Origin of the sequence: Halorubellus litoreus (assembly GCF_037081675.1) — an archaeon.
Lineage (GTDB): Archaea > Halobacteriota > Halobacteria > Halobacteriales > Natrialbaceae > Halorubellus > Halorubellus litoreus.
Map to the genome: position 1 here is coordinate 1,206,805 of NZ_JAZAQL010000002.1, position 22,240 is coordinate 1,229,044.

General features: G+C 68.9%; 21 protein-coding genes. 12 read left to right on the forward strand and 9 right to left on the reverse strand.

The window, feature by feature from the left end:
- Positions 1 to 188: 188 nt before the first annotated feature.
- Positions 189 to 3,365 (reverse strand): carbamoyl-phosphate synthase large subunit, encoded by a 3,177-nt coding sequence (gene carB, locus VYJ16_RS13495; protein ID WP_336350829.1) that lies wholly within the window; start codon positions 3,363 to 3,365, stop codon positions 189 to 191.
- 171 nt (positions 3,366 to 3,536) lie between these two features.
- Between carB and VYJ16_RS13500 the strand changes: the two genes are divergently transcribed.
- On the forward strand, positions 3,537 to 4,583 hold the full coding sequence (locus tag VYJ16_RS13500) for an LD-carboxypeptidase (protein ID WP_336350830.1): 1,047 nt from the start codon (positions 3,537 to 3,539) through the stop codon (positions 4,581 to 4,583).
- 54 nt (positions 4,584 to 4,637) lie between these two features.
- On the opposite strand, the gene VYJ16_RS13505 is transcribed toward VYJ16_RS13500, so the two are convergent.
- The 5 genes from VYJ16_RS13505 to VYJ16_RS13525 form a co-directional block, all read right to left on the reverse strand.
- Positions 4,638 to 4,859, reverse strand: coding sequence for a hypothetical protein (locus tag VYJ16_RS13505; protein ID WP_336351114.1), 222 nt, complete (start codon positions 4,857 to 4,859; stop codon positions 4,638 to 4,640).
- 167 nt (positions 4,860 to 5,026) lie between these two features.
- Positions 5,027 to 5,566 carry a DUF5815 family protein gene (locus VYJ16_RS13510; RefSeq protein ID WP_336350831.1) on the reverse strand — a complete coding sequence of 180 codons (540 nt, stop codon included), beginning with the start codon at positions 5,564 to 5,566 and terminating at the stop codon, positions 5,027 to 5,029.
- 96 nt (positions 5,567 to 5,662) lie between these two features.
- Positions 5,663 to 6,082, reverse strand: coding sequence for a DUF7124 domain-containing protein (locus tag VYJ16_RS13515; RefSeq protein ID WP_336350832.1), 420 nt, complete (start codon positions 6,080 to 6,082; stop codon positions 5,663 to 5,665).
- Positions 6,083 to 6,216: 134 nt separating this feature from the next.
- The gene (locus VYJ16_RS13520) at positions 6,217 to 6,441 is read right to left on the reverse strand and encodes a hypothetical protein (RefSeq protein WP_336350833.1); all 225 of its coding nucleotides are present in this window, start codon (positions 6,439 to 6,441) and stop codon (positions 6,217 to 6,219) included.
- Between the two features lie 229 nt (positions 6,442 to 6,670).
- A complete protein-coding gene (locus tag VYJ16_RS13525) occupies positions 6,671 to 7,915 on the reverse strand; it encodes an NAD(P)/FAD-dependent oxidoreductase (RefSeq protein WP_336350834.1) in 1,245 nt (414 codons plus the stop codon).
- Positions 7,916 to 8,376: 461 nt separating this feature from the next.
- On the opposite strand from VYJ16_RS13525, the gene VYJ16_RS13530 reads away from it, so the two are divergent.
- From VYJ16_RS13530 to VYJ16_RS13545, 4 genes are all read left to right on the forward strand, one after another.
- Complete coding sequence (locus VYJ16_RS13530) at positions 8,377 to 9,708, forward strand: hypothetical protein (protein WP_336350835.1); 1,332 nt, start codon at positions 8,377 to 8,379, stop codon at positions 9,706 to 9,708.
- The gene (locus VYJ16_RS13535; RefSeq protein ID WP_336350836.1) at positions 9,708 to 10,262 is read left to right on the forward strand and encodes an Hsp20/alpha crystallin family protein; all 555 of its coding nucleotides are present in this window, start codon (positions 9,708 to 9,710) and stop codon (positions 10,260 to 10,262) included. The genes VYJ16_RS13530 and VYJ16_RS13535 overlap by 1 nt, the downstream gene beginning before the upstream one ends.
- Positions 10,263 to 10,608: 346 nt before the next feature.
- A complete protein-coding gene (locus VYJ16_RS13540; protein ID WP_336350837.1) occupies positions 10,609 to 10,806 on the forward strand; it encodes a hypothetical protein in 198 nt (65 codons plus the stop codon).
- A gap of 203 nt (positions 10,807 to 11,009) precedes the next feature.
- Positions 11,010 to 11,582: a DUF6149 family protein gene (locus VYJ16_RS13545; RefSeq protein ID WP_336350838.1), complete on the forward strand. Its 573-nt coding sequence runs from the start codon at positions 11,010 to 11,012 to the stop codon at positions 11,580 to 11,582.
- 712 nt (positions 11,583 to 12,294) lie between these two features.
- On the opposite strand, the gene VYJ16_RS13550 is transcribed toward VYJ16_RS13545, so the two are convergent.
- Positions 12,295 to 13,698 (reverse strand): NAD(P)/FAD-dependent oxidoreductase, encoded by a 1,404-nt coding sequence (locus VYJ16_RS13550; RefSeq protein WP_336350839.1) that lies wholly within the window; start codon positions 13,696 to 13,698, stop codon positions 12,295 to 12,297.
- A 150-nt stretch (positions 13,699 to 13,848) separates the two neighbouring features.
- Here VYJ16_RS13550 and VYJ16_RS13555 point away from each other — a divergent pair, with 150 nt between their 5' ends.
- From VYJ16_RS13555 to VYJ16_RS13565, 3 genes are all read left to right on the forward strand, one after another.
- Entirely contained in the window at positions 13,849 to 14,730 is an 882-nt protein-coding gene (locus VYJ16_RS13555; RefSeq protein WP_336350840.1) for a homoserine kinase, read from the forward strand.
- A gap of 85 nt (positions 14,731 to 14,815) precedes the next feature.
- The gene (locus VYJ16_RS13560) at positions 14,816 to 15,121 is read left to right on the forward strand and encodes a hypothetical protein (protein WP_336350841.1); all 306 of its coding nucleotides are present in this window, start codon (positions 14,816 to 14,818) and stop codon (positions 15,119 to 15,121) included.
- Positions 15,118 to 15,483 (forward strand): hypothetical protein, encoded by a 366-nt coding sequence (locus VYJ16_RS13565; RefSeq protein ID WP_336350842.1) that lies wholly within the window; start codon positions 15,118 to 15,120, stop codon positions 15,481 to 15,483. Before VYJ16_RS13560 ends, VYJ16_RS13565 begins: the two co-directional genes overlap by 4 nt.
- Positions 15,484 to 15,522: 39 nt before the next feature.
- Here VYJ16_RS13565 and VYJ16_RS13570 read toward each other — a convergent pair whose 3' ends face one another.
- Positions 15,523 to 15,744 carry a hypothetical protein gene (locus VYJ16_RS13570; RefSeq protein WP_336350843.1) on the reverse strand — a complete coding sequence of 74 codons (222 nt, stop codon included), beginning with the start codon at positions 15,742 to 15,744 and terminating at the stop codon, positions 15,523 to 15,525.
- Positions 15,745 to 15,886: 142 nt separating this feature from the next.
- Between VYJ16_RS13570 and VYJ16_RS13575 the strand changes: the two genes are divergently transcribed.
- The 4 genes from VYJ16_RS13575 (at position 15,887) to VYJ16_RS13590 (ending at position 21,454) form a co-directional block, all read left to right on the forward strand.
- On the forward strand, positions 15,887 to 16,459 hold the full coding sequence (locus tag VYJ16_RS13575) for a J domain-containing protein (RefSeq protein ID WP_336350844.1): 573 nt from the start codon (positions 15,887 to 15,889) through the stop codon (positions 16,457 to 16,459).
- A gap of 212 nt (positions 16,460 to 16,671) precedes the next feature.
- Positions 16,672 to 18,534 carry a hybrid sensor histidine kinase/response regulator gene (locus VYJ16_RS13580; RefSeq protein WP_336350845.1) on the forward strand — a complete coding sequence of 621 codons (1,863 nt, stop codon included), beginning with the start codon at positions 16,672 to 16,674 and terminating at the stop codon, positions 18,532 to 18,534.
- Positions 18,535 to 18,683: 149 nt separating this feature from the next.
- A complete protein-coding gene (locus VYJ16_RS13585) occupies positions 18,684 to 20,324 on the forward strand; it encodes a GTPBP1 family GTP-binding protein (protein WP_336350846.1) in 1,641 nt (546 codons plus the stop codon).
- Between the two features lie 185 nt (positions 20,325 to 20,509).
- The gene (locus tag VYJ16_RS13590) at positions 20,510 to 21,454 is read left to right on the forward strand and encodes a M48 family metallopeptidase (protein ID WP_336350847.1); all 945 of its coding nucleotides are present in this window, start codon (positions 20,510 to 20,512) and stop codon (positions 21,452 to 21,454) included.
- A gap of 56 nt (positions 21,455 to 21,510) precedes the next feature.
- On the opposite strand, the gene VYJ16_RS13595 is transcribed toward VYJ16_RS13590, so the two are convergent.
- Positions 21,511 to 22,197: an HAD family hydrolase gene (locus VYJ16_RS13595; RefSeq protein ID WP_336350848.1), complete on the reverse strand. Its 687-nt coding sequence runs from the start codon at positions 22,195 to 22,197 to the stop codon at positions 21,511 to 21,513.
- Positions 22,198 to 22,240: the final 43 nt, after the last annotated feature.

Genomic DNA, 22,240 nt, shown 5'->3' on the forward strand with positions numbered 1-22,240 from the left:
ACGGCAAACGACGCTAATACGAGCTGCAAGCGGCTGCAAGAATCAGGAGGTGGCCGCCAGCAGCGCGTCACGCGCTCGCCCGCACACCCGAACGGAGCGCGAGACCGCGCCCGGCGTGGTCGTCGAAGCGTCGACGTCACGACGCCATCGAGGCGGTCGTGGACGCCAGCGGACGACGGTCTGCGTCCTCAGCCCCAGTTCTCGGTGCGGCGCGGCCGGTCGCCCACCGGGAGGACCTCGAGGTCGCCGTCGCACGCCGCGAGCCCGTCGAGGTACGCCTCGGCCGCTGCCTCGGTCGAGAGGTACGCGACGTCCTCCTCGACGGCGGTCTTCAGCGCCTCGGGGTCGTCGCTCACGAGGAAGTCGACCGCGCCGTCGATGATCGCCTGCGAGACGTCGTCGAACTCGACGACAGTGAAGTACTCACCGAAGCGCTCGGGGAGGTCACCGGTGTCGCCGTCGAGGCTCACGACGGCCTTCCCGCCCGTGTTCACGGCGTTCCCGGCGGCGTCCTGCGCCTTCCAGTACGCCATCCCGAACGAGCTCGCCGTCCCCATGACCTCGCCCGTGGACTTCATCTCCGGCCCCAGGCGCGGGTCCGAGTTCGGCAAGCGGTCGAACGGCAGCACGACCTCCTTGACCGAGAAGTGCTCGGGAACCTGCTCTTCGATACCGAGGTCCGCGAGCGTCTCCCCCGCCATGACCTTCGCCGCGACCTTCGCGATGGGGACGCCCGTCGCCTTCGACACGTACGGGACCGTCCGCGAGGAGCGCGGGTTCGCCTCCAGCACGTACACCTCGCCGTCTTTGACGGCGAGCTGGACGTTCATGAGGCCGACCGTGTCCAGCGCGCTCGCGATGTCCTCGACGACGCCGCGGACGCGCTGGGTGGTGTCGTCGTCGAGCGACCGCGGCGGGATGACGCAGGCCGAGTCACCGGAGTGCACGCCAGCGGTCTCGATGTGTTCCATGATACCGCCGATGAGGACGTCCTCGCCGTCGCTGACCGCGTCCACGTCCAGTTCGACCGCGCCCGCGAGGAACTCGTCGACGAGGATGGGCTTGTCCGGACTCACGCGGACCGCCTCCTCGACGTACTCCTTCAGTTCCTCGTCGTCGTGCACGACCTCCATCGCGCGCCCCCCGAGCACGTAGCTCGGGCGAACGAGCACCGGGTACCCGATGTCGTTCGCGAGCGCGAGCGCCTCGTCCTCGCTCGTCGCACTCCCGCCCTCGGGCTGGGCGATACCGAGCTCGTCCATCAGGACGTTGAAGCGGTCGCGGTCCTCCGCGAGGTCCATCGCCTCCACGCTCGTCCCCAGGACCTCCGCGTCCAGCCCGCGACGCGCGAGCTCGGCCTCGAGCGGCTCGCCGACGTTCACCGACGTCTGCCCGCCGAACTGCACCATCACGCCGTCCGCGTCCGTCGCCTCGACGACGTCCGCGATCTCCTCCGCGGTGATGGGCTCGAAGAACAACCCGTCGCTCGTGTCGTAGTCCGTCGACACCGTCTCCGGGTTGTTGTTCACGACGTGCGCGTCGATACCGAGTTCCTCCAGCGCCTGGACCGCGTGCACCGAACAGTAGTCGAACTCGACGCCCTGCCCGATGCGGATGGGGCCGCCGCCGACGACGACGACGCTCTCCATCTCCGGGTCGACCTGGAGCTCGTTCCGGTACCGGCTCTGGACGTGCGAGGGCTGGCGCGCCGAGTAGTAGTACGGCGTCGACGCCGCGAACTCGCCAGCGCACGTATCCACCTGCTTGAACGAGCGCTCGGGCGTCGCCGCCTCGACCTCCTCGACGGTCGCCGCCGTTCCACCGTCTCCGGTCGGAGCCTCCGCGACGCGGCCGCCGTCGCCCGCGAGCTCCGCGACCTCCGCGTTCGTGAACCCGATCTCGCCCGCGCGCTCGAAGTCGCCGTCCTGCGCGGCCTTCGCCGCGTGCGCGACGTTCGCGAACCGCTCCACGTACCACTCGTGGATGTCCGTCAGCTCGATGACCTCCTCGACGCTATACCCGCGGTCGAACGCCTCGAACATCGCGTACGGCCGGTCCGGACTCGGCCGCACCAGGAACTCGCGCTCCAGCTCCTCGTCCGCGAGGTCCGCCCAGTCGACGTCCGGGTCGTACTCCGACGAACGCAGGGCCTTCAGGAGGCTCTCCTCGAACGTCCGCCCGATCGCCATCGCCTCCCCCGTGGACTTCATCGCCGTCGACAGCTCGAAGTCCGTCTCCGGGAACTTGTCCTGGGGCCAGCGCGGGACCTTCGTCACGACGTAGTCGATCGCGGGCTCGAACGCCGCGGTCGTCTCGCCCGTGATCTCGTTCGTGATCTCGTGCAGGCGCTTCCCGAGCGCGACCTTCGCGGTGACGCGAGCGATCGGGTACCCGGTCGCCTTCGACGCGAGCGCCGACGAACGGGAGACGCGCGGGTTCACCTCGACGACGCGGTACTCGCCACCCGGGGTGCCGTCGTCGCGCCACGCGTGCTGGATGTTACACCCGCCCTCGATGCCGAGTTCGCGGATGACCTTCAACGCCGAGTCGCGCATCTGCTGGTGGCCCTCGTCCGGAATCACTTGCGAGGGCGTGACGACCGTACTCTCGCCCGTGTGGATGCCCATCGGGTCGATGTTCTCCATGTTACAGATGATGATACAGGAGTCGTCGCCGTCGCGCATCACCTCGTACTCGAGTTCGACCCAGCCGTCGATGCTCTCCGTGATCATCACCTCGTTGTTCCGCGACAGGCGCAGCCCCTTGCGGACGCGTTCCTTGAGTTCGTCCATCTCCTCGACGACGCCCGAACCGGCGCCGCCGAGCGTGTACGTCGTCCGCATGATGACGGGGAGCCCACCGACGGCGTCGACGGCGTCCTCGATCTCGTCGACGCTGTTGATGGTGACGGACTTCGGGACGGGCTCGCCGATGGACTCCATGCGTTCGCGGAAGAGGTCGCGGTCCTCGGTCGCGTAGATGGTGTCCAGCGGCGTGCCCATTATCTCGACGTCGTGCTCGTCGAGGACGCCCTCCTCGGCGAGTTCCGCGGTGACGTTCAGGCCGGTCTGGCCGCCGAGGCCGGCGATGACGCCGTCGGGCTTCTCCTGCGCGATGACCTCCGCGATGGCGTCGGTCGTGATGGGCTCGATGTAGACCTTGTCCGCCATCTCGGGGTCGGTCATGATGGTCGCGGGGTTCGAGTTCACGAGGACGACTCGCGCACCTTCCTCCTGGAGCGCGCGGCACGCCTGCGCGCCGGAGTAGTCGAACTCCGCGGCCTGCCCGATCTGGATGGGGCCGGAGCCGATGAGGAGGATTGTGCGTCCGTCCGCGCCGTCGTCCGCTGGTGTCCCGCCGGTCATGATTGCTTACCGGTGTCCAGTCCGTACATCGTAATAAGACCCACGATAGATTACGAGGGGCGAAACTCGGTTTCGAGATTCGAAATCTTGCCGGGGTTCAGGGCGGACTGGCACGGTAGAGAGACACACGCCCCCGGAAGAACTACCCGCTCGCCGGGACCACGCACGGACATGCCTCGTGCACGCGCCGAGCCACCCGCGACCCCACCCCCCGTCGACGACGACCAGGTCGTGCTCGTCCTCCCGACGTCCAGCCAGGTCCCCGGGTTCGTCGTCGACCGCGCCGCCGACCGGCTCCGCGACCGCTTCGGCGTCAGCGTCGACCGCTCCCCGCTCCTCGACGCCGACGGCGACCCCGCCCCCGCGGCCATCGCGGACGCGCTCGAGGCCGCGTTCCGCGACCCCGACGTCGGCGCCGTCGTCGCCGCGACCGGCGGCGACCGCCAGGTCCGCGTCCTTCCCCATCTCGACCGCGACGTCCTCGCCGCCAACCCGACGCGGTTCTTCGGCATCAGCGACAACACCAACCTCCACTGCGCGCTCGGCGCCGCGGGCGTCCAATCGTACTACGGCGGCCAATGCCTCCCCGGCCTCGCCCTCGACGCCTCGCTCTCCCCCTACACCGCGACGTACCTCGAACGCGCGCTGTTCGAGGACGCGCTCGGCGAGGTCGAACCCGCCGACAGCTACACCGACGACCGCTACGACTTCGCCACCGGGGACCCCCGCGAGTGGCTCGACGCCCCCGGCTGGACCTGGGATAGCTTCGACGCCCCAGTCGCGGGACGCCTCTGGGGCGGCTGCCTCGAGGTCCTCGAGTGGGTCGCCGCCGCCGACCCCGCGGGCGCGCTCGTCCCCGGCGCACCGCCCGCGCACGGCGACGGCCGCGTCCTCCTCGTCGAGACCAGCGAGGAACTCCCGTCACCGACCCACGTCCGACGCGTCCTCCAGAACCTCGGCGTCCGCGGCACCCTCGACGCCCTCGACGCCGTCGTCGTCGGCCGCCCGAAGACCCGACACCGCGACAGCCCACCCCACAGCGAACGCGACGCCTACCGCGACCGCCAGCGCGACGCCGTCCGCGAGACCGTCCGCGCGTTCGCGGACGTCCCCATCCTCTTCGACTTCGACGTCGGCCACACCGACCCGCACGTCCCCGTGCCACTCGGCGCGCGCGTCGAACTCGACCCCGAAAACGAGACCGTCACCTTCCACTGACCGCAACCGCGTCGCAATCGCGCCGCGACCGCACCGCGTCCGCGCCGCAGTCGGTCACTCGTCGACGAACCGATACCGGTACGGCGGGCTCTCGCCGACCACCTCGACCGCGCCCGACTCGGCGCGCCGCCCGAGCACCGTCGCGACGCGATGCGTGCTATCGACGTCGACGTCGTGCTCGTCGAGCACCGCGACGATCTCGCTCGCCGACAACGGCTCCTCGATACCTGCACTCGCCAGTACGTCACGGATCCGCTCGAACTCGCCGTGGTCCACGGGAGTCACAGGTTAACCTCACGCGCGCGAAGAGCATAAAACGACGCCCAGGGTGCGACAGAAACACACGCAAGCAACCAGCGGAACGACCCACCGTCGCCGCAGTCGCCGTCGCCGCCGACGCAGTCGCAGTCGCAGTCGCAGTCGCAGTCGCAGTCGCAGTCGACCTACAGCGCGGTGTCGTGCTCGTCCGCGAAGTCCCGCTGCGAGCGGTACGCGTCGACGAACTCGGCGACGTCGAACTCGAGCATCTGCCGTTCGAACTCCTGGACGGCGTTCTGGTCCTCGGCGTGGCTGACCGCGTGCTCCATGAGCTCGACGACGAGTTCGACGACGATCTCGTGGAGGCGCCGCGAGTCGAAGTCGGTCACCCACACCATCGAGTACCCGACGCTCCCGTCGTCGCTCACGTCCTTCACGGCGACGTCCTCGGGGAACTCCTCGAGGACGACGCCCATGAGGTGGATGGTGTCGAACTCGTCGAAGTCGTCCTCCGGCTCGATGGTCTCCTGGAGGACCGCGACGAGCGATTCGGGGAAGAACCGCGACGGCGGATGGACGTCCTGGACGACCGCGTGCGTCCCACCGCAGTCACACGAGATGTCGCGGACGCCCATGTCCAGGTCCTTCACGTCGACGCGCTCGCCACAGGACAGCTCCAGTGCGCTACTCGGCGCGTCGTCACCCGGAACCCGCGGCTCAGGCATACGAGCGCGTTCGGAACGAGCGCGTAAAAGGGCCGCGACTCCCGGTCGCCGCAGTCCCGCGACGACCGGTCGTGACGCCTCGATGCGGGATCCGAGTCAGGGCCAGTCGTCGCGAACCGGCTCCTCGTCGGCGGCGTCCTCGCTCGCGGTGTCGGTCGCGAGCGTCCAGTCGGCGGCGTCGGCCGCGTCCTCGACGGCGAGGTACTCCCAGTCGACGCGGTCCGCGAGGTCCGCGTCGCCCTCGTCGGTACCGACGAAGACGTGCCGGTCGGTGTCGAACTGCTCGTGGACGCTCTCCAGGCTCTCCTCGCGCCCACGCGGCCCGCTGAAGAAGTCCTGGCGGACGCGGTTCTTCCGCGTGAAGTTCGTGACGACGTACGTCGGTTCGTCGGAGACGACGCCGACGTACTTCGCCCAGCGTCGCGCGTCGTCGAAGACGGCCTCGGGGTCCGCGAGCGCCTGGAGCGCGGAGAGCTCGAACGCCAGCGTCATCGTGCCACTATCGGGCCCGTTCATGCACGAAGATGGCCGGTCGCGGCGAAAGAACGTGTCGGTCTGGGCCGACTGCGCGGTCACGCGAGAACGTCCAGGGCCGCCGGGCGGCGCTGTCGCTACGCGGTCGTGGTCGAGAGAACGCCCTCGCCCCCGGGTCAGGCGCGTTCGACGCGGAGGTAGTCGGTGAACACCACGACGTCTCCCGCGGAGAGCCGGGTCGACGCTGCGTCTATTTCGACGACCGAGCCGTCGGTCGCGCGTGCGATCTGGCGGTACGTTCGGTCTCGGAGCTGGTCGACGTGCTTGACCGTCGCGTCCACGGGGACGGATTCGGTACGGCGTAACCGTAGAGCACCGCTCGTGGTGTCACTGACTGCCATGGGGCATGGTACAGTATACCACGATTTCTATTAAAGGTTGGCGTTGACGACCCAGGAACCCACCACGGACCGATACCTCGAATCACCCCACAGCACCCGAACGCAACGACACCCCGGGCGTCGCTCACCAACCCCGAACCAGATACGAAGCAAACACGGCCGAACGCGAAGCAAACACGAAACAACCACGAACCGAACGCGAACGACGGCGAGGAGAACTAGCGACCGACTACTGCTCGGCTTCCGGCGCGTCCAACCGGTCGAGGTCGAGCTCCTCGTCGAGCAAGACCTCCTTCTGGCCGGTGAGGTCGCGCTGCTCGCGAGCGAGCTTCTTCAGCTTCGTCTGCGGCGCCAGGTCGCCGATGAGCACGCCACCGATGACCTTCCCGTCCTTGAACACGACGCGACGCCACTCCGTGTCCGAGTACTTCTGCTCCACGTAGTCGTCGCCCTGCGTCGGATGCCCGAACGAGAGGAACGGGAAGTCGAAGTGCGTGATGGAGTACGACGACACCCACTCGAAGACCGCCTCCTCCGCGTCCGCGACCATGTTCTTCGCCGCGATCTGGCCCTGCTCCTTCGCACTCCCCCACGACCCGTTCTGGGCCTGCTCGCCGAGCAGGACGTCGTGGAACTGCGTCAGGTCGCCCGCCGCGTACACGTCCTCGACGTTCGTCTGCATGTACTCGTCGACGACGATGCCGTCGTCGAGCTCGATACCGGTCCCGCGGAGGAACTCCGTGTTGAAGTTCAGGCCGATGGCGACGCCCACGAAGTCGCCGTCGTACTCGACGCCGTTCGGGTCGACCGCCCCCGTCACCGCGCCGTCGTCGTCGACCGTGAAGTGGTCGACGCCGGACTGGAACACGGGCTCGACGCCCTTCTCGCGGAGGCCGTCGTGGATGATCTCCGCGCCCTCCTCGCTGAGCGCGTACCGCCACCAGCAGTCGCCGCGCATCAGGTACTTTGCGTCGACGTCCTGCGCCCCACAGATCGCGGCCAGGTCGATACCGAGCAGGCCCGCACCCACGACGAGTCCGGTGTCGGCCTCGCTCGCGTGCTCCTCGATACCGCGTGCGTCCTGGAACGTCCAGAAGTGATGGACGCCCTCGGCGTCGGAGTTATCGACCGGCAGTTGCGTCGGCGTCCCACCCGTCGCCACCAGGAGCTTGTCGTACTCGATGACGTCCCCCGAGTGCGTCTTTATCTCGTGGCCGTCGACGTCGATCGTCGTGACGTGCGTGTTCAGTTCCAGCTCGATGTCCCGCTCCTCGTACCAGCTCCCGTCGTGGATGGAGATGGGTGCTTCGGGCATCTTGCCCTTCGCGAACTCCTTGATGAGGATGCGATTGTAGAGGGCTTCCCCCTCGTCCGTGATGACGGTGATGTCGGCGTCCGGCGCCTCCTCTCGGAGTGTCTCCGCTGCAGAGGACCCCGCGATGCCGTCGCCGATGATCACGTACGACTCGGTCATGTCCGAACCGTTCGGTACGGGGGTTAAAGTGGGTTGCTATCTCCGAAAACACGCCCGCGTGAACCGTTCGTTTCGCGTGCAAGCGTCGCCCTCCGGTCGGGGTGCGGCAGCCGCGGTGGCGCTGGCGTCACCGACCGTGCTGGTTCAGTACCGACCAGGTGACGATGCGGGTGGTTCGACTGCCGTTCGTTCGCGGCCGGTTGCTCGTCGGTTCCTCCCGACTGGACCGACTCGGTTACCCTGCGGATTACCGGCGCCCGGAAACTGACTATTACCCTGATAGGTCACGATGAACGGAATTCGTAGTCCGATCGTTATCCGACCCCCGCTATCGGGCTTACCGACACGAACCAGGCACCTACTCGAGTGAACTATCGACTCGCTTTATGCTGTTTTCGCGCCTCGTCTCGTCGTGGCTTCACGTTGCACTTGAGCGGCAGCACGGGAGCCACCACCCACAAATGTACCAGAACCCCAACATCAGTCCGATGGCGTCGATCGACCCGAAGTTCACCGCCCAGCGTAGCCTCGAAGCCACACACAGCATGGAACACCAGGGACAACTGTCCGGCATGGACGCGTCCGTCGGCTCGCAAGCGTACGGCACTCACCAGACCTCCGTCCCCCAGCAACAGTACGGCACCCAGCAACAGTACGGCACCCAACAACAGTACGGCACCCAACAGACCACCGTGCCCCAACAACAGTACGGCACCCAGCGGGGCGTCGCCCAGCAGGCGCCGAGCCAACTGAGTGACCCGCGTGGCCTCCAGACCGACGACCAGCAACGGCAGGGGCAGGGCTACGACCAGCAGGCTGGCATCGGCGTCGACGCACCAACGCAGTCGTTCGACAGCCACGCGCTCTCCGCGAGCGCGCCCCAGCCAGCGTACGCGAGCCAGCAGTCCCAAGTCCCGATGGGATACCAGGCCACACAGCCCATCCAGCAGGGCCTCGCACCACAGCCCATCCAGCAGGGCCTCGCACAACAACCCGCCCAGCAGGGCCTCGCACCACAGCCCATCCAGCAGGGCCTCGCACAACAACCCGCCCAGCAGGGCCTCGCCAAGCAATCCACCCAGCAGGGCCTCACACAACAGCCCATCCAGCAAGGGTTCGCCCAGCAATCCACCCAGCAAGGGTTCGCCCAGCAGCCGGTTCAGGGCTTCCAGCAGGGCAGCCAGCAGCCCATGGTTGGCGTCGAGAGCCAGTGGCACGCCGCGGGTGGCGTGACCCCGCTCGACGAGCGGTCGGTCGGTGCGTCGCGACAGGCAGCGCTCGGCGCGTTCCAGGGACGGCTCCCGGGGATGGCGTCCGCGTCCGGCCGCCAGTTCGCGTCGACGACCGAAGCGCCGTTCGGCCAGCAGTCTCAGTGGACGCCGTCGACGTCGGGATTCGCGGCCGACGCGTCGGCGGTGTCGAAGATACCGCTCCAGGCGGGCGCCGGTGACCTCTCGATCCAGAAGCTCGACTGGTCGTCGCCGACCCAGCAGGGCCAGTACGCGCAGGGCGTCCAGACCGACGCCTCGAAGCAGCAGTCCAGCCACCAGGGCGTCCAGGGAGCCGGGACGGTTCGGACGCCCCGACTCGACGAGCCCGTGACGCTCCAGGACGGGACCGTGACCACGGTCGGGTCGCTGCTCTCGCAGGCGTCGACGACGGAGCAGGCGATGCTGTCGAACCGGCAGCCTGCGGTGACCAGCCAGCAGTCCTCGATGCCTCGCGACCAGCACGGGGACGTCGGAGCCGGCGTGCAGGGCCTCCGCTACGGCGAGATGCCGGTGGCGTACTGATGACGTGGAATCCAGCGGCGAACCCGTACCGAGACGACCCGCGGTTCGCGCCGCAGGGCATGCCCATCGCCCAGCAGAGCATGGGCGTCCCACAGACCGCGCAGGCGCAGGCCGCGATGAGTGCATCACCGGGCGTGGAGACCGGTGACGTCGGCGGGATGCACGCCGACGCCGGACAGGCAGCCGCTGGCGGGATGAGCGGCATCCAGCAGCCGACTGCCGGCGGCCCCGAGGTCGCGATGCCGCGCGCGGACGTCACGGAGACGCCCGAGTCGTACCTCGTCGAACTCGAGATGCCGGGGTTCGAGAAGGCCGACATCTCGGTGTACGCCGACGAGAACCAGCTCATCGTCGCCGGGGAACGCGGCGGCGAGGAACCGAAGCAAGGCCACCGCGTCCTCCAGCGCGAGTGCCCGCAACGCCTCGAACGCACCATCCAGCTCCCCGTCACCATCGACGTCGAGGAGGCGAAAGCGACGTACGACGCCGGGATGTGCGCCATCGAGATCCCGAAGGGCGACGCGGAGGACCGCAAGCGCATCGGGTTCCAGTGACCGGCCGCGACCGCTAGCACGCGCGGTCGGCTCGTCGTCGACCGCGCTCCTCCCGGTTCTTCCGTTCTCGTTCGTCTTCTGCTCGCCGAGCGCTCCGCTCACCGACCCGTTACTGCGCGTGCCGGACGCGCCGACCGAGTCCCCGGGTCGCTCGTCGAGCACGACCCGTTCAGTAGTTACCAGATGCTATCGATTGCGGACTCGTTGCAGACAGTTGAATGATTCTAACGGACGATTACGTGACGTTTAGCGGCGTTCCCGGAAGGGACATAAGACCCCGTGGGATACGGTTCGTGAAGCCGGAACTCGAGGAAAGTGGGTGTTTCTCGAGTAACGGAGCGTTACCATGCACGGAACCAACTTCAAAATCGATTCGGAACTGCGCAAGCACGGGCAAGTGCTGGACCTGCCGGCGGCCGCGAAGACGGTCTCGGTGGAACCGGTGGGCGCGGGGTACGTGCGCGTCACGTACCTCAAACCCGTTCAGGAGATCGCTGTCGAGACGCCGAGAGACGCCGAGGACGCGATGGCGTACGTGGACTGAGCCACTACCGACGACGCGATGGCGTAGGGCGATCGACCGCGACGCCGCCGGTCGGGTGGCCGGAGCCCGCGGAACGCTGGGGGCGAGCGCCGCGTCGAGCGCGTCGACGCGCTCGACTCGACCGTGTCGACGCTGCCGCGAACGACCGAGCGGTGCCGCCAGCGGGACGTTCTTGGTTGCGGAGTCGCTACGTCGACGTACAGATGAAGATACGCCAGAACGTCAAGCACTTCGCGTTCAAGCAGGCGCTCACCGCGCCGGTGCTCGGGGACGTCGCTCGCGGGAAGCTCGTGGACATGCACACCGACATCTTCCTCGGGAAGGCCGACGACGCCCACCGCGAGGAGCGCCGCGAGCACCTCGACGACTTCTTCGACGCGACGATGGACACGTACGTCGCCGCGCTCGACTACTACCCGGAGGCGAAGGCTCGTGAGATCACGCACGTCCAGGCGAACTTCGACTTCTACAATCACGGGTGGACGGAGATGATGGAGTTCCCGAGCGACGAACTCGGCCAGCACCACGACCGGTACGCGGAGTTCTTCGACGACCACGGCATCACGGTCGACGACCCGCTCGGCGACTTCTATCCCGAGGATGGCGTGGCTGAGGCGCCGTCGACGCCGGAGAAGCTCGACGACCCGATCCATCCCTACGCCGAGGGCGGGTTCGCCGACGACGTGTACGTCGAGACCGCCGACGGCGAGGTCGTCGTGGGCGGTCAGGAGGAACCCGACGACGTCGACCCCGAGGAGTACGTCGCCGACGACTGACCGTCGATTGTCGAGCGGGCGAGCGGGCTCTTGTTCGTGCTGGGCGATCGTGTCCTGGGGGCGATCGATCGTGTCCTGGATTGCCGGCCACGCCTGTGAGCGTGCGAGGGCCGGACGGGCTAGTCCTGGGGAATCTTTACGTCGTGGTGGCGCGTATCTTCAGGTTCCGCGAGTTTGGTGTTCGTTCGCACGGTCCGTCCGGCGGGCCAGCCCACCGATAGCCACTGCTATCTGAAACGTCCTAATCGCCAGACGTAGTTGTGACGTGGTAACCAAACAGCAGATAGATTTAATATCTCGGCAGTCCTCTGTTGAGATGTCGCCGGGAGTCGAAGGGACTCACCGGACGCTCAAGGCACGAATCGACCCGCGCAAGTGGGTGAGACGTGTCGGAGTAGGGGCAGCAACTGAAGGGCCCGTAACAGGGTTCCAAAGTCGTCGCTCCGAAGGAGAACCGCAGCAGACCGTTGGTCGACCACCATGGTGGTCGGCGGCGAAGACCAAGTAACGGAGGTCGCGTAAGCGATCTTCGTGAATACGCAAGCACGCCGGTGTAAGCCCGGCCGAAGTCGACAGTAGTCGACCGAGGTGGTGCGAGCCCACCGAAAGCTAGCACTGGTCGCGTGGTCCGTGGAAAACGTCTCCCGTCCGGGTCCTAACTTCGATTCCCGGTTTTTCGGTTTTCAACACCAGAGAGCACCGCTGCCGGGGCTCACTGCGTGCTCGCTTCGACGGTCGACCGTTCGGTGTCGACGCGGTCGTCGATGCGGTCGGCGCACTCGTAGCCGGCGACGATGCCGCCGTTCAGCGAGCGCTCGGGGTACTGGGCGCGGCTCGCCATGCCGGCGTAGTAGACGCCGTCGGGGACCGCGGTCGCGTCCGCGCCGACGTCGTAGGGGACGACCATGTCGAGGTAGCCGCGTTCGTAGACGGGGGCGGCGCGCGGGTTCCGCGAGATGCGGACGTCCGCGACCATCGATTCGTGGAACTGGTCGGGGAACATGTCCGCGATGTGGTCGAGCCAGCGGGATTCGACCGCGTCGTCGTCGGCCTGCCAGAGCCACTCGTCCTGGGACTGCACGTAGCTCGCGACGTACAGCAGGTGGTCGCCGCCGTAGCGCTCGGGCGGCACGAAGTTCGTGTGTTCGATGAGCGCGCCGAACGGCGCGTCGTGCGCGACGTTCAGCCAGTACGTCTCGTCCATCAGGGAGTCCTCCAGGGTGACGACCGCGCAGACGGCGCCCTGGAAGTCGACGTCGCAGGGGTAGCCGGTGAGGTCCTCGAGGACGTTCGGCATCGCGGCGACGACGACGCTGTCGACGTCGTAGGTCTCATGGCCGTCGGCGGTCTCGACGGTGAGGGACTCGACTGCGCCGTCGGTCCCGGCGTCAGCGTCCGTCGCGGCGTCCGCGTCGGTGGCGTCGAGGTCGACGACGCGCGCGCCGGTCTGGACGTTCTCGCGGCCGACGGCGTCGATGAGCGCGTCGATGAGGACCGCGAAGCTCCCGTCGAAGTACCCGAGCTGTTCGCCTTTCAGGAGGTCGCGTTCGCCGCGGAACTTGATGCGGCCGAGCAGCCACGCGGCGGAGACGTCCTCGACGCGGTCGCCGAATTTGGCGTCCAAGAGCGGTTCGAAGAAGTTCTCGTAGACGCCGCGCGTCGTGTGTTCGAGCAGGAAGTCCTTGATGGGGACGTCCTCGTACGCTTCGAGGTCGTCGTACGTGTCGAAGCTCGGGATGCCGCCGCGGACGTCTATCTCCATCGTGAGCATCCCCAATCTGAATTTGTCGTAGAGGCTCATGTGGGGGTAGGCGGCGATCTCCCAGATGGTGTTCAGGGGGTGGACGACGCCGTCGACGTAGTAGCCGTCGTTCCCGTAGATCCACTCGACGCGGTCGCCGACGCCGAGGTCCTCGGCGAGTTCGACGATGGTCTCCTCGGACTTCGAGAGGTGGTGGTAGAACTTCTCGATTGGGTCGCCGCTGGTCTCGTGGACGGCGGCGAGCCCGCCGAGGTCGTCGCTTGCCTCGAAGACGCGGACGTCGTGGCCGCGTTCCTGGAGCCGGTGCGCGGCGGCGAGTCCGGCGATGCCGCCGCCGACGATGCCGACAGTCATGGTCGGTGCTCCGAGGGCGCGATGTATGGGTCTGTTGGACTGCGCGCGAACACGTCGCGCGAGCGAACGCTCCGGGAATCGAGAGCGACGGCGGTCGCTGTGGTTGCGTGGTCCGCTAGGTTTTTCGTAGGGGGCGGGTAAGTCGGGGGCATGCTGACGGTTCGGGCGCCGGCGAGTTCCGCGAATCTGGGGAGTGGATTCGACGTGTTCGGCGTGGCGCTCGGTGTGCCCGCGGACGTGGTGCGCGTCGAGCGTGCCGAGGAGACGACGATATCGGTGACTGGCGTCGGCAGCCAGTACATCCCCGAGGACCCGAAGGGGAACACGGTCGGGGCGGTCGCGGAGGCGCTCGACGCGCCGGCGCACATCCACATCGACAAGGGCGTGCGGCCGGCGTCCGGGCTGGGGTCCTCGGCGGCGAGTGCGGCGGCGGCGGCGGTGGCGTTGAACGAGCTGTACGACCGCGGGCGGTCGCGCGAGGAACTCGTGCACGTGGCGGCGAAGGGCGAGGCGGTGGTGTCGGGTGATGCGCACGCGGACAACGTCGCGCCCTCCATTCTCGGCGGGTTCACGATCGCTCGTGACGACGGCGTGCTGCAGGTGGACGCGTCGGTGAAGCTGGTGGCGTGCCTGCCGGAGGTCGTGGTGTCGACGCGCGACGCGCGCCAGGTCGTCCCGCAGTCCGCGTCGATGGACGAGCTGGTGGCGACGGTCGGGTCGGCGGCGACGCTCGTCTCGGGGATGCATCGCGACGACCCCGAGCTGGTGGGGCGTGGCTTGGAGGAGCACGTGGTGACGCCGCGCCGCGCGAAGCTCGTCGACGGGTACGACGACGTGAAGGCGGCGGCGGAGGCGGCGGGGGCGACGGGCGTGACTATCAGTGGTGCGGGCCCGAGCGTCCTCGCGGTGTGCCGCGGCGATGATCGGCGAGCGGTCGCGAGCGCGATGCTCTCGGCGTTCGACGACGCCGGGGTGTCGGCGCGCGCGTACCAGACGGAGATCGGTGAGGGCGCGACGGTCTATCGGGACTGACGCTCGAACGCGGATTCTGTCAGTCGTATTTCATTCACGAGTCGTCGAGCCAGATTTATCACGATCGAGCGTGTCATTGGTTGGCATGGCTACGCGTGATGGGCGGCCGTTCGCCGCCGACCCGCTCGACGGCGTCGTCCGGTCGTTGTACAGCGCCGGGCTCGCGCTGGTCGGCGTCGGGTTCGTCGGTGGCGTGCTCGCGTGGACGTCGGTCCTGGAAGCGACGGGGTCGGTCACGCGCAGTACGGCGATGGCGACGAACGCGCTCGGCGGGTCGGTCCTCGGGACCGGCACGGATGCGGTGGTCGTGCACGCGAGCGCCATCGCGGTCGCGGCCGGCGTCTGGTTGCTCGCCGTCGGACTCGTCGTCGACGGGTTCCTGGACGCGTGAGTCGGCTCGGCGACGGCGCGCTCGCCGCGGGCGTTCTCGCTGGCGTCGTCGCGCTCGCGGCCGCGGTCGGCGTGGCCGCGTCTCCGGTCGCGTTCGCGGTGGGCGCGGTCGGCGCGTTCCTCCTCGAAGTCCTCTTGAGCGCTCGCGCAGCAGCCGTCAGGGCGCTGTGGGCGCGAGCAGGGGTTCGCGTGCTGTCGGTGGGCGTCGTCGTGCTCGCGGCCGCGCTCGCCGTGGCGTTCCGACCGGAGAGTGGCCTGAACGCGCTCGCCGGCGGCCTCGTCGCGTACCTCGGTTTGCTCGCGTTCGTCGCGGTCGGGCTGGTCCCGCCGTCGACCGCGTGGTTCGGACGCAATCGCTCGTGATTCGGGCGCGACCGCTGAGTCGCCGGCGCGAGCGGCCCGTCAGAACCGGTACTCGCCGGGGACGTCCGGGTCGTTTCTGGAGCGGTCGTCGTCGCGGCCGCCGCGGTCGCGGCGGTCGCCGCGAGTGGTCTCGGCGACGCAGGACACGCACATCGCGTGCTCGCCGTCGTAGTGCCGCTCGCAGACGAGCGCGCCGCAGCGCTCGCAGGACTCCTCGGCGCCGTTCGACTCGCAGACCTGGCACAGCCCGGAGACGCTCATACGACACCGTTCGCACCGACGCCCCTTGAGTCTGGTTCACACGGTCGTCGGTGTGCGAGGTCGTCGGTGTGCGAGTGCGACCCGCGTGCTCGCGGGGTGGGGAGCCGAGCGATTTAGGCGTTCGGAGCCCTTCCGTCGAGACGTGAGGGATTCCCCGCTCCTGTTCGGGCTGGCGTCGGTGTTCGCCGGTCTGACGACGATGCTCGCCGTCGTCGCCATCGTCACCAAGGAGGCGTTCGTGCTCGCGGTCGCCCTGCCGTTCGCAGCCACCGGCTACTTCATGTGGTACCAGGCGACCGGTCGGATGCGCGAGCGCGTCGCCGAAGGCGTGAACGCGGACGGGTCGCGGTTCGCGCAGCAGAAAGCCAAGGAGGGCGCCCAGCGCGGGCGCAGCCGGTTCGCTCGCGAGGCGCGTCGTCGCATCAACCGCGAACGACGCCGAGAGGCGCGCGCTGGCGGCCGGCGAGCGCGCGCGAGCGCCGCCGCCGGCGGTCGCGGTGGCGGCCGCCGCGACGGCCGTCGCGTCCCACGCCAAGACGGCCCGAGCGCCGAGGAGGCGTACCGACGCCTCGGGCTCGACCCGACCGCGGACGAGGACGCCGTCCGCACGGCGTACCGCGAACGCGTCAAGGAGGTCCATCCGGACACCGCCGACGGCGACGAGGAGGCGTTCAAGCGCGTGACCGCCGCCTACGAGCGCCTCACCGACGACTGAACGGCCGCTGTCTGCGAGCGCCAGACCGACGACTGAACGGCCGCTGTCTGCGAGCGCCAGACCGACGACTGAACGGCCGGCGCCACCGAGCGCCAAACCGACGACTGAACGGCCTCCGTCTGCGAGGGCCTGACCCACGTCCGAGCGAGTGGATAAGCTCCAGCGACAGCCACTAGGGCTATGTACCCCCAGGTGTATGCAGTCCGTAAGGAATGCAGGGGGGGATTCGGGTCCTCCACGTCGACGACGACGACCAGTTCGGGGAACTCACCGCGTCCTTCCTCGATCGGTTCGGCGCGTTCGACGTGCGGACCCACCAGCGCTACGAGGATGCGGTCGACGCCGTCGACGCGGAGTCGTTCGACTGCGTCGTCTGCGATTACGACCTCGGCGAGTACGACGGCCTCGACGTCCTGGACGTCGTCCGCGACGACGACCCGGACGTGCCGTTCGTCCTGTTCACCGCGAAGGGGTCCGAGCGCGTGGCGAGCGACGCCATCGCTGCGGGCGCGACGGACTACCTCCAGAAGGGCAGCGGCGACCCCAGCCAGTTCGAGTTGCTCGCGAACCGCATCGAGAGCGCGGTGAGCGAGGCGCGGACGCGAGCGCGCCTCCAGGAGAGCCGAGAGCGCGTGCGGCGACTGCACGCGGTCGCTCGCGAGTTCGAGACGTGCACGACCGACGAGGACGTCTACCGGACCACGTTGGACGCCGCGGAGGACATCCTCGACTTCGAGTGGGTGTTCGTCCTGGCGCCGGTCGGCGACCGCTTCGAGACGCGTCCGCGCGACCGCGAGGGCGAGTACCTCCCGACCGAAGGGTTCGGGCTCGACGAGGGCGTCGTCGGCGAGACGTTGCGGACGGGCGATGCTGCGCGCATCGAGGACCTCCAGGCGTCGTCGGTCGCGAAGCCGTCGAACGACGCGTTCCGCGCGGGGCTCTCGGTCCCGGTCGGCGACAAGGCCGTGCTGCAGGCGGTCAGCGACGAACCGGGAGCGTTCGACGAGTACGACCGCGAGCACGCCGAGCTGTTGGCGTCGCACGCGACGGCGGCGCTCGACCGCGTCGAGAGCGAGCAACTGTACCGGACGCTCGTCGAGCAGAGTCACGACGGCATCTACGTCTACCAGGGGTCGTCGTTCGCGTTCGTGAACGACCGCGTCGGGGAGCTCACTGGGTATTCGACGCGGGAACTGTACGAGATGGACCTCTGGACGCTCATCCACGAGGACGACCGCGAGTACGTCAAGGAGACCGCTCGAACCGCCGACGAGGGGCCGATCGTCCGCGAGGCGCGAATGGTTCGGGCGGACGGCGAGGTCCGCCACATGGCGTTGTCGACGGCGAAGATCACGTACGACGGCGAGCCGGCGTTCATGGGGGCGGCGCGGGACATCACGGACCGGAAGCGCCGTGAGACGGAGTTGAAGCGGACGAACGAGCGCTTGGAGCAGTTCGCGAACGTCGTGAGTCACGACCTGAAGAACCCGCTCGCGGTCGCCGAGGGAAGCCTGGAGATGGCGCGGGAGACCGGTGACGGCGTGCATTTCGAGAACGCGAGCGACGCACTCCAGCGGATGTCGACGCTCATCACGGACGTCCTGGCGCTCGCTCGCGAAGGGAGTGCGGTCGTCGACCCGGACGGCGTCTTCCTGTCGGCGGTCGCGAGCGCCGCCTGGACGAACGTCGAAACCGGGGACGCGACGTTCACGGTCGCCGACGACGCCCGCATTCACGCGGACGAACGACGCCTGCAACGGCTCTTCGAGAACCTCTTCCGAAATTCGGTCGAGCACGGCGCGAGCGACGACGCGGTGTCGGTCACCGTCGGTGCGCTCCCTGACGAGGATGGGTTCTACGTCGCGGACGACGGCCCGGGTATCCCCGAGGACGACCGCGGGTCCGTCTTCGAGTCGGGCGTGACGACGAGCGACGACGGCACCGGGTTCGGGCTCGCCATCGTCGCGGAGATCGCGGACGCGCACGACTGGTCGGTCGAGGCGACCGAGAGCGCCGAGGGCGGCGCACGCATCGAGCTACGGGAGGTCGAGGCCGCTCCGAACGCCACCCAGTAGCGAGCACGGTGCGCAGGCTGGAACGGCCGCGGTCCCTTCCGGTTCCCGTGCGGACTGGCGTGCGGTCGACCCCCGCTCCCCACCCCTCGTGTGACAAACACACCCATGTGACGGGAAGCCTTATGCGAGTCTCTCCCTTACGCGGCGACATGAGCCCTGACAGGGCCGTGTTGCAGCGCGCCCTCGACCGCGGCGAATCCGAGGGTGGGAGCGTCGAGTTCAAGGAGCGACTCCGGAAGGACCTCCACCTGTCGGACGGCCGTCGCGAATCGCTCGCGGCGCAACTCCGGCATCGCGTCCTCTCGGGAGACGGCGAGGCGACGTACGTCGTCGGCGTCACGGACGACGGCGGACTCGCCGGCGTTCCCCCCGCGGAGTTCTCCGAGTCCATGGACGTCCTGAGCTTGCTCGCCGAGGAAGCGGGCGCGCACATCGACGACGTGCAGACGTGGAGCGTGGACGACGCCGGCGCGTCCGCGGGCACAGGGGTTGCGGTCGACGACGCCGAGGGTATCGTCGGCGTCGCCACCATCCGCGAGGGCGCGGTGCTGTCGACGGACGACGCGCACATCGTCGTCGGGACCGCCGGGCACGTCGACCACGGGAAGTCGACGCTCGTCGGGTCGCTCGTCACTGGCGAGGCCGACGACGGCGAGGGCGCGACCCGCGGCTACCTGGACGTGAAACCCCACGAGGTCGAACGCGGCCTGTCCGCGGACCTCTCGTACGCCGTGTACGGGTTCGACGACGACGACCAGCCCGTCAGGATGCAGAACCCGCACCGGAAGTCCGACCGCGCGAGGGTCGTCGACGAGTCCGACAAGCTCGTGTCGTTCGTCGACACCGTCGGCCACGAGCCGTGGCTCCGCACGACCATCCGCGGGCTCGTCGGCCAGAAGCTCGACTACGGGCTCCTGACGGTCGCCGCGGACGACGGCCCGACGAAGACGACCCGAGAGCACCTCGGGGTGTTGCTCGCGACGGAACTCCCGACGATGGTCGCCATCACCAAGAGCGACCTCGTCACCGACGAACGCCTCGAAGAAGTGGAGCGCGAGGTCGAGGGGGTGCTGCGTGACGTCGGGAAGACGCCGCTGCGCGTGGAGCGCCACGGCGTCGACGCCGCGGTCGACGAGGTCGGCGACGGCGTCGTCCCGCTGTTCGTCACGTCGAGCGTCGAGGGCCGCGGAATGGATACGCTCGACGAGGTGTTCCAGCGCCTCCCGAAGACCGCGGGCGACGTCGGCGACTTCCGGATGTACATCGACCGGACGTACGCCGTCACCGGCGTCGGCGCGGTCGCCTCCGGCACCATCATGCGCGGCGAGGTGGAGGCCGGGGACGAACTCCTGCTCGGGCCGATGCCGGACGGGAGCTTCCGCGAGGTCGAAGCCAGGAGCATCGAGATGCACTATCATCGCGTCGACGAGGCGAAGGCCGGCCGCATCGTCGGTATCGCACTCAAGGGCGTCCAGGAGGCCGACATCGAGCGCGGGATGGTGCTCGTCCCCCGGGACAGCGACCCCCAGCCCGTCCGCGAGTTCGAGGCCGAAGTGATGGTCCTGAACCACCCGACGCGGATCGGTGACGGCTACGAGCCCGTCGTTCACCTGGAGACGATAAGCGAAGCCGCCGTCTTCCACCCCGACGGCGGCCAGTTGCTCCCCGGCGACAAGGGCCACACCAGGGTCCGGTTCAAGTTCCGCCCGTACCTCGTCGAGGAGGGCCAGCGGTTCGTGTTCCGCGAAGGCCAGAGCAAGGGGGTCGGGACCGTCACGAGAGTCGACTGACTCAACCAGCATACGGCGACCGCCAGGTCGCCGTTTCCGCACCTGACTCAACCAGCATACGGCGACCGCCAGGTCGCCGTTTCCACACCTGACTCTCCAAGCGTACGGCGACCCCCAGGTCGCCGTTTCGTGGTTCGCTCGTCGCGCTCGGTGGTGTTTTACTCGGCGCGCTCGTAGGTTGTGGTATGGATTCCGGTGGGCGGCGCGTGTTGCTGGTGCTGACTGGCGTGCTGTCGCTGGCGTTCTACGCGGTGGTGGCGGTGGCGTTGGCGGTCGTGGTGTCGGCGGTGCTCGCGGATCCGCCGTCGCTCTGGCTGGTGGTGGTGGGAGTGGTCGGGAGCGCGCTCGTGTTCGGGTACGTGAGCTATCGCGCCGGCGCGACGCGTCTCTTGGCGGCGTTGGACGCGCGGTACGTGCCGCCGGAGACGGCGCCGCGGCTCCACGAGCGCCTCGACGAGATCGCCGCACGGATGGGCGTCCAGCGTCCGTCGGTGTACGTCGCGGCGCTCGACGCGCCGAACGCGCTCGCCGTCGGTGCGCGCGGCGGGGGCGTCGTCGTCCTCGACTATCGCCTCGCGCGCATCCTCCGCCCGGAGGAACTCGACGCCATCCTCGCGCACGAACTCGCGCACCTCGAGGGGTACGACGGCCTCGTGCAGACGCTCGCGTCGAGCGTCCTCCAGTCCGTCGCCGGCGTCGCGTTCCTCGCGCTCCTCCCCGTCGGCGTGCTCGTCGCCGGCGTCTCCCGCACCGCGACCTACCTCTCCGCTCGCCAACCCGCCCCGTTCCGCGTCCACCTCCGGCGCACGCACTACCGCGTCGGCCAGCTCGTCGTCCTCGCGCTCCTGGCGTTCACGCTCGCGCTCCGCGCGCACTCCCGGCGTCGCGAACTCGCCGCCGACGACCGCGCCGTCGCCGTCACCGGCGACCCGCTCGCGCTCGCCCGCGGCCTCTGGCGCATCCAGCGCGCCAGCGACCCCTACCGCGGCCTCTGGAGTTCGCTGTTCGTGCACGGCGACGAGGACGCCCTCTCGAAACTCCTCGCGACGCACCCGCCGATGGACGACCGCATCGAACGCCTCCGCGAGATGGCCGAAGCCGGAGAGCGCGTTCCCGTCCAGATTCGCTGACCGCCGCGTTCGCGCGCGGCCCGCTCACTTCGCTACCGGTCGCTCTCGGAGTTCGCTCACACCGACCACGGTGGCGTCGCGAGGTCGTCGAGGCGCTCGACAGTGTAGTGCGGTTCCGGGTCCGGTTCGGGGGTGCCGTCGTGGAGCCACGCGGAGCGCACGCCGGCGTTGTGCGCGCCCGGGACGTCCGTCCGCAGGGAGTTCCCGACGTGAACCGCGCGGTCGGCGGTGACGTCGAGCTCGGCGAGCGCGGCGTGATACGCGTCCGGTTCCGGTTTCGCCGGCGCGTCGTAGCCCGCGTAGACGACCGTCTGGAAGCGGTCGGCGAAGTCGAGCGCGGACAGCTTCTCGGCCTGCATCTCGGGGGCGCCGTTCGTGACGACGCCGAGCGCGTGGTCGGCGGCGAGCGCCTCCACCGCCGCCTCGGCGCCCGGGAGCGGGTCGACGTCGGTGTGGTCGCGGCTCTCCGCGAAGTGGTCCGCCATCGCGTACGCGAGGTCCCGCGAGTACCCGTACTCGTCGGCGAGGTCCGCGAAACAGAGCTCGCGGAGTTCCCGCATGCCGTCGTGGTCGTCGTCGTCGTTCACCACGCGCTCGTAGGCCGCGTAGTACTCCTCGACGTCGAAGAACGGGTCGACGTCGACCGCGTCGAACGACTCGTGGAGCAGTTCCGCGCTCGTCCGCCGGTACTCGCAGAGCGTGTCGTCGAGGTCGAAGAGAACGGCGTCGACGGCAGTGGTCATGCCAGGACGTACGTGACCGACGGCTAAAGCCGTGTTCGATTCC

Excerpts from the sequence above, each read along its gene's own strand:
- carB (WP_336350829.1), bottom strand. The coding sequence starts at position 3,365 with ATGACCGGCGGGACACCAGCGGACGACGGCGCGGACGGACGCACAATC.
- VYJ16_RS13500 (WP_336350830.1), top strand. The coding sequence starts at position 3,537 with ATGCCTCGTGCACGCGCCGAGCCACCCGCGACCCCACCCCCCGTCGAC.
- VYJ16_RS13510 (WP_336350831.1), bottom strand. The coding sequence starts at position 5,566 with ATGCCTGAGCCGCGGGTTCCGGGTGACGACGCGCCGAGTAGCGCACTG.
- VYJ16_RS13515 (WP_336350832.1), bottom strand. The coding sequence starts at position 6,082 with ATGAACGGGCCCGATAGTGGCACGATGACGCTGGCGTTCGAGCTCTCC.
- VYJ16_RS13520 (WP_336350833.1), bottom strand. The coding sequence starts at position 6,441 with ATGGCAGTCAGTGACACCACGAGCGGTGCTCTACGGTTACGCCGTACC.
- VYJ16_RS13525 (WP_336350834.1), bottom strand. The coding sequence starts at position 7,915 with ATGACCGAGTCGTACGTGATCATCGGCGACGGCATCGCGGGGTCCTCT.
- VYJ16_RS13530 (WP_336350835.1), top strand. The coding sequence starts at position 8,377 with ATGTACCAGAACCCCAACATCAGTCCGATGGCGTCGATCGACCCGAAG.
- VYJ16_RS13535 (WP_336350836.1), top strand. The coding sequence starts at position 9,708 with ATGACGTGGAATCCAGCGGCGAACCCGTACCGAGACGACCCGCGGTTC.
- VYJ16_RS13540 (WP_336350837.1), top strand. The coding sequence starts at position 10,609 with ATGCACGGAACCAACTTCAAAATCGATTCGGAACTGCGCAAGCACGGG.
- VYJ16_RS13545 (WP_336350838.1), top strand. The coding sequence starts at position 11,010 with ATGAAGATACGCCAGAACGTCAAGCACTTCGCGTTCAAGCAGGCGCTC.
- VYJ16_RS13550 (WP_336350839.1), bottom strand. The coding sequence starts at position 13,698 with ATGACTGTCGGCATCGTCGGCGGCGGCATCGCCGGACTCGCCGCCGCG.
- VYJ16_RS13555 (WP_336350840.1), top strand. The coding sequence starts at position 13,849 with ATGCTGACGGTTCGGGCGCCGGCGAGTTCCGCGAATCTGGGGAGTGGA.
- VYJ16_RS13560 (WP_336350841.1), top strand. The coding sequence starts at position 14,816 with ATGGCTACGCGTGATGGGCGGCCGTTCGCCGCCGACCCGCTCGACGGC.
- VYJ16_RS13570 (WP_336350843.1), bottom strand. The coding sequence starts at position 15,744 with ATGAGCGTCTCCGGGCTGTGCCAGGTCTGCGAGTCGAACGGCGCCGAG.
- VYJ16_RS13580 (WP_336350845.1), top strand. The coding sequence starts at position 16,672 with ATGCAGGGGGGGATTCGGGTCCTCCACGTCGACGACGACGACCAGTTC.
- VYJ16_RS13585 (WP_336350846.1), top strand. The coding sequence starts at position 18,684 with ATGAGCCCTGACAGGGCCGTGTTGCAGCGCGCCCTCGACCGCGGCGAA.
- VYJ16_RS13590 (WP_336350847.1), top strand. The coding sequence starts at position 20,510 with ATGGATTCCGGTGGGCGGCGCGTGTTGCTGGTGCTGACTGGCGTGCTG.
- VYJ16_RS13595 (WP_336350848.1), bottom strand. The coding sequence starts at position 22,197 with ATGACCACTGCCGTCGACGCCGTTCTCTTCGACCTCGACGACACGCTC.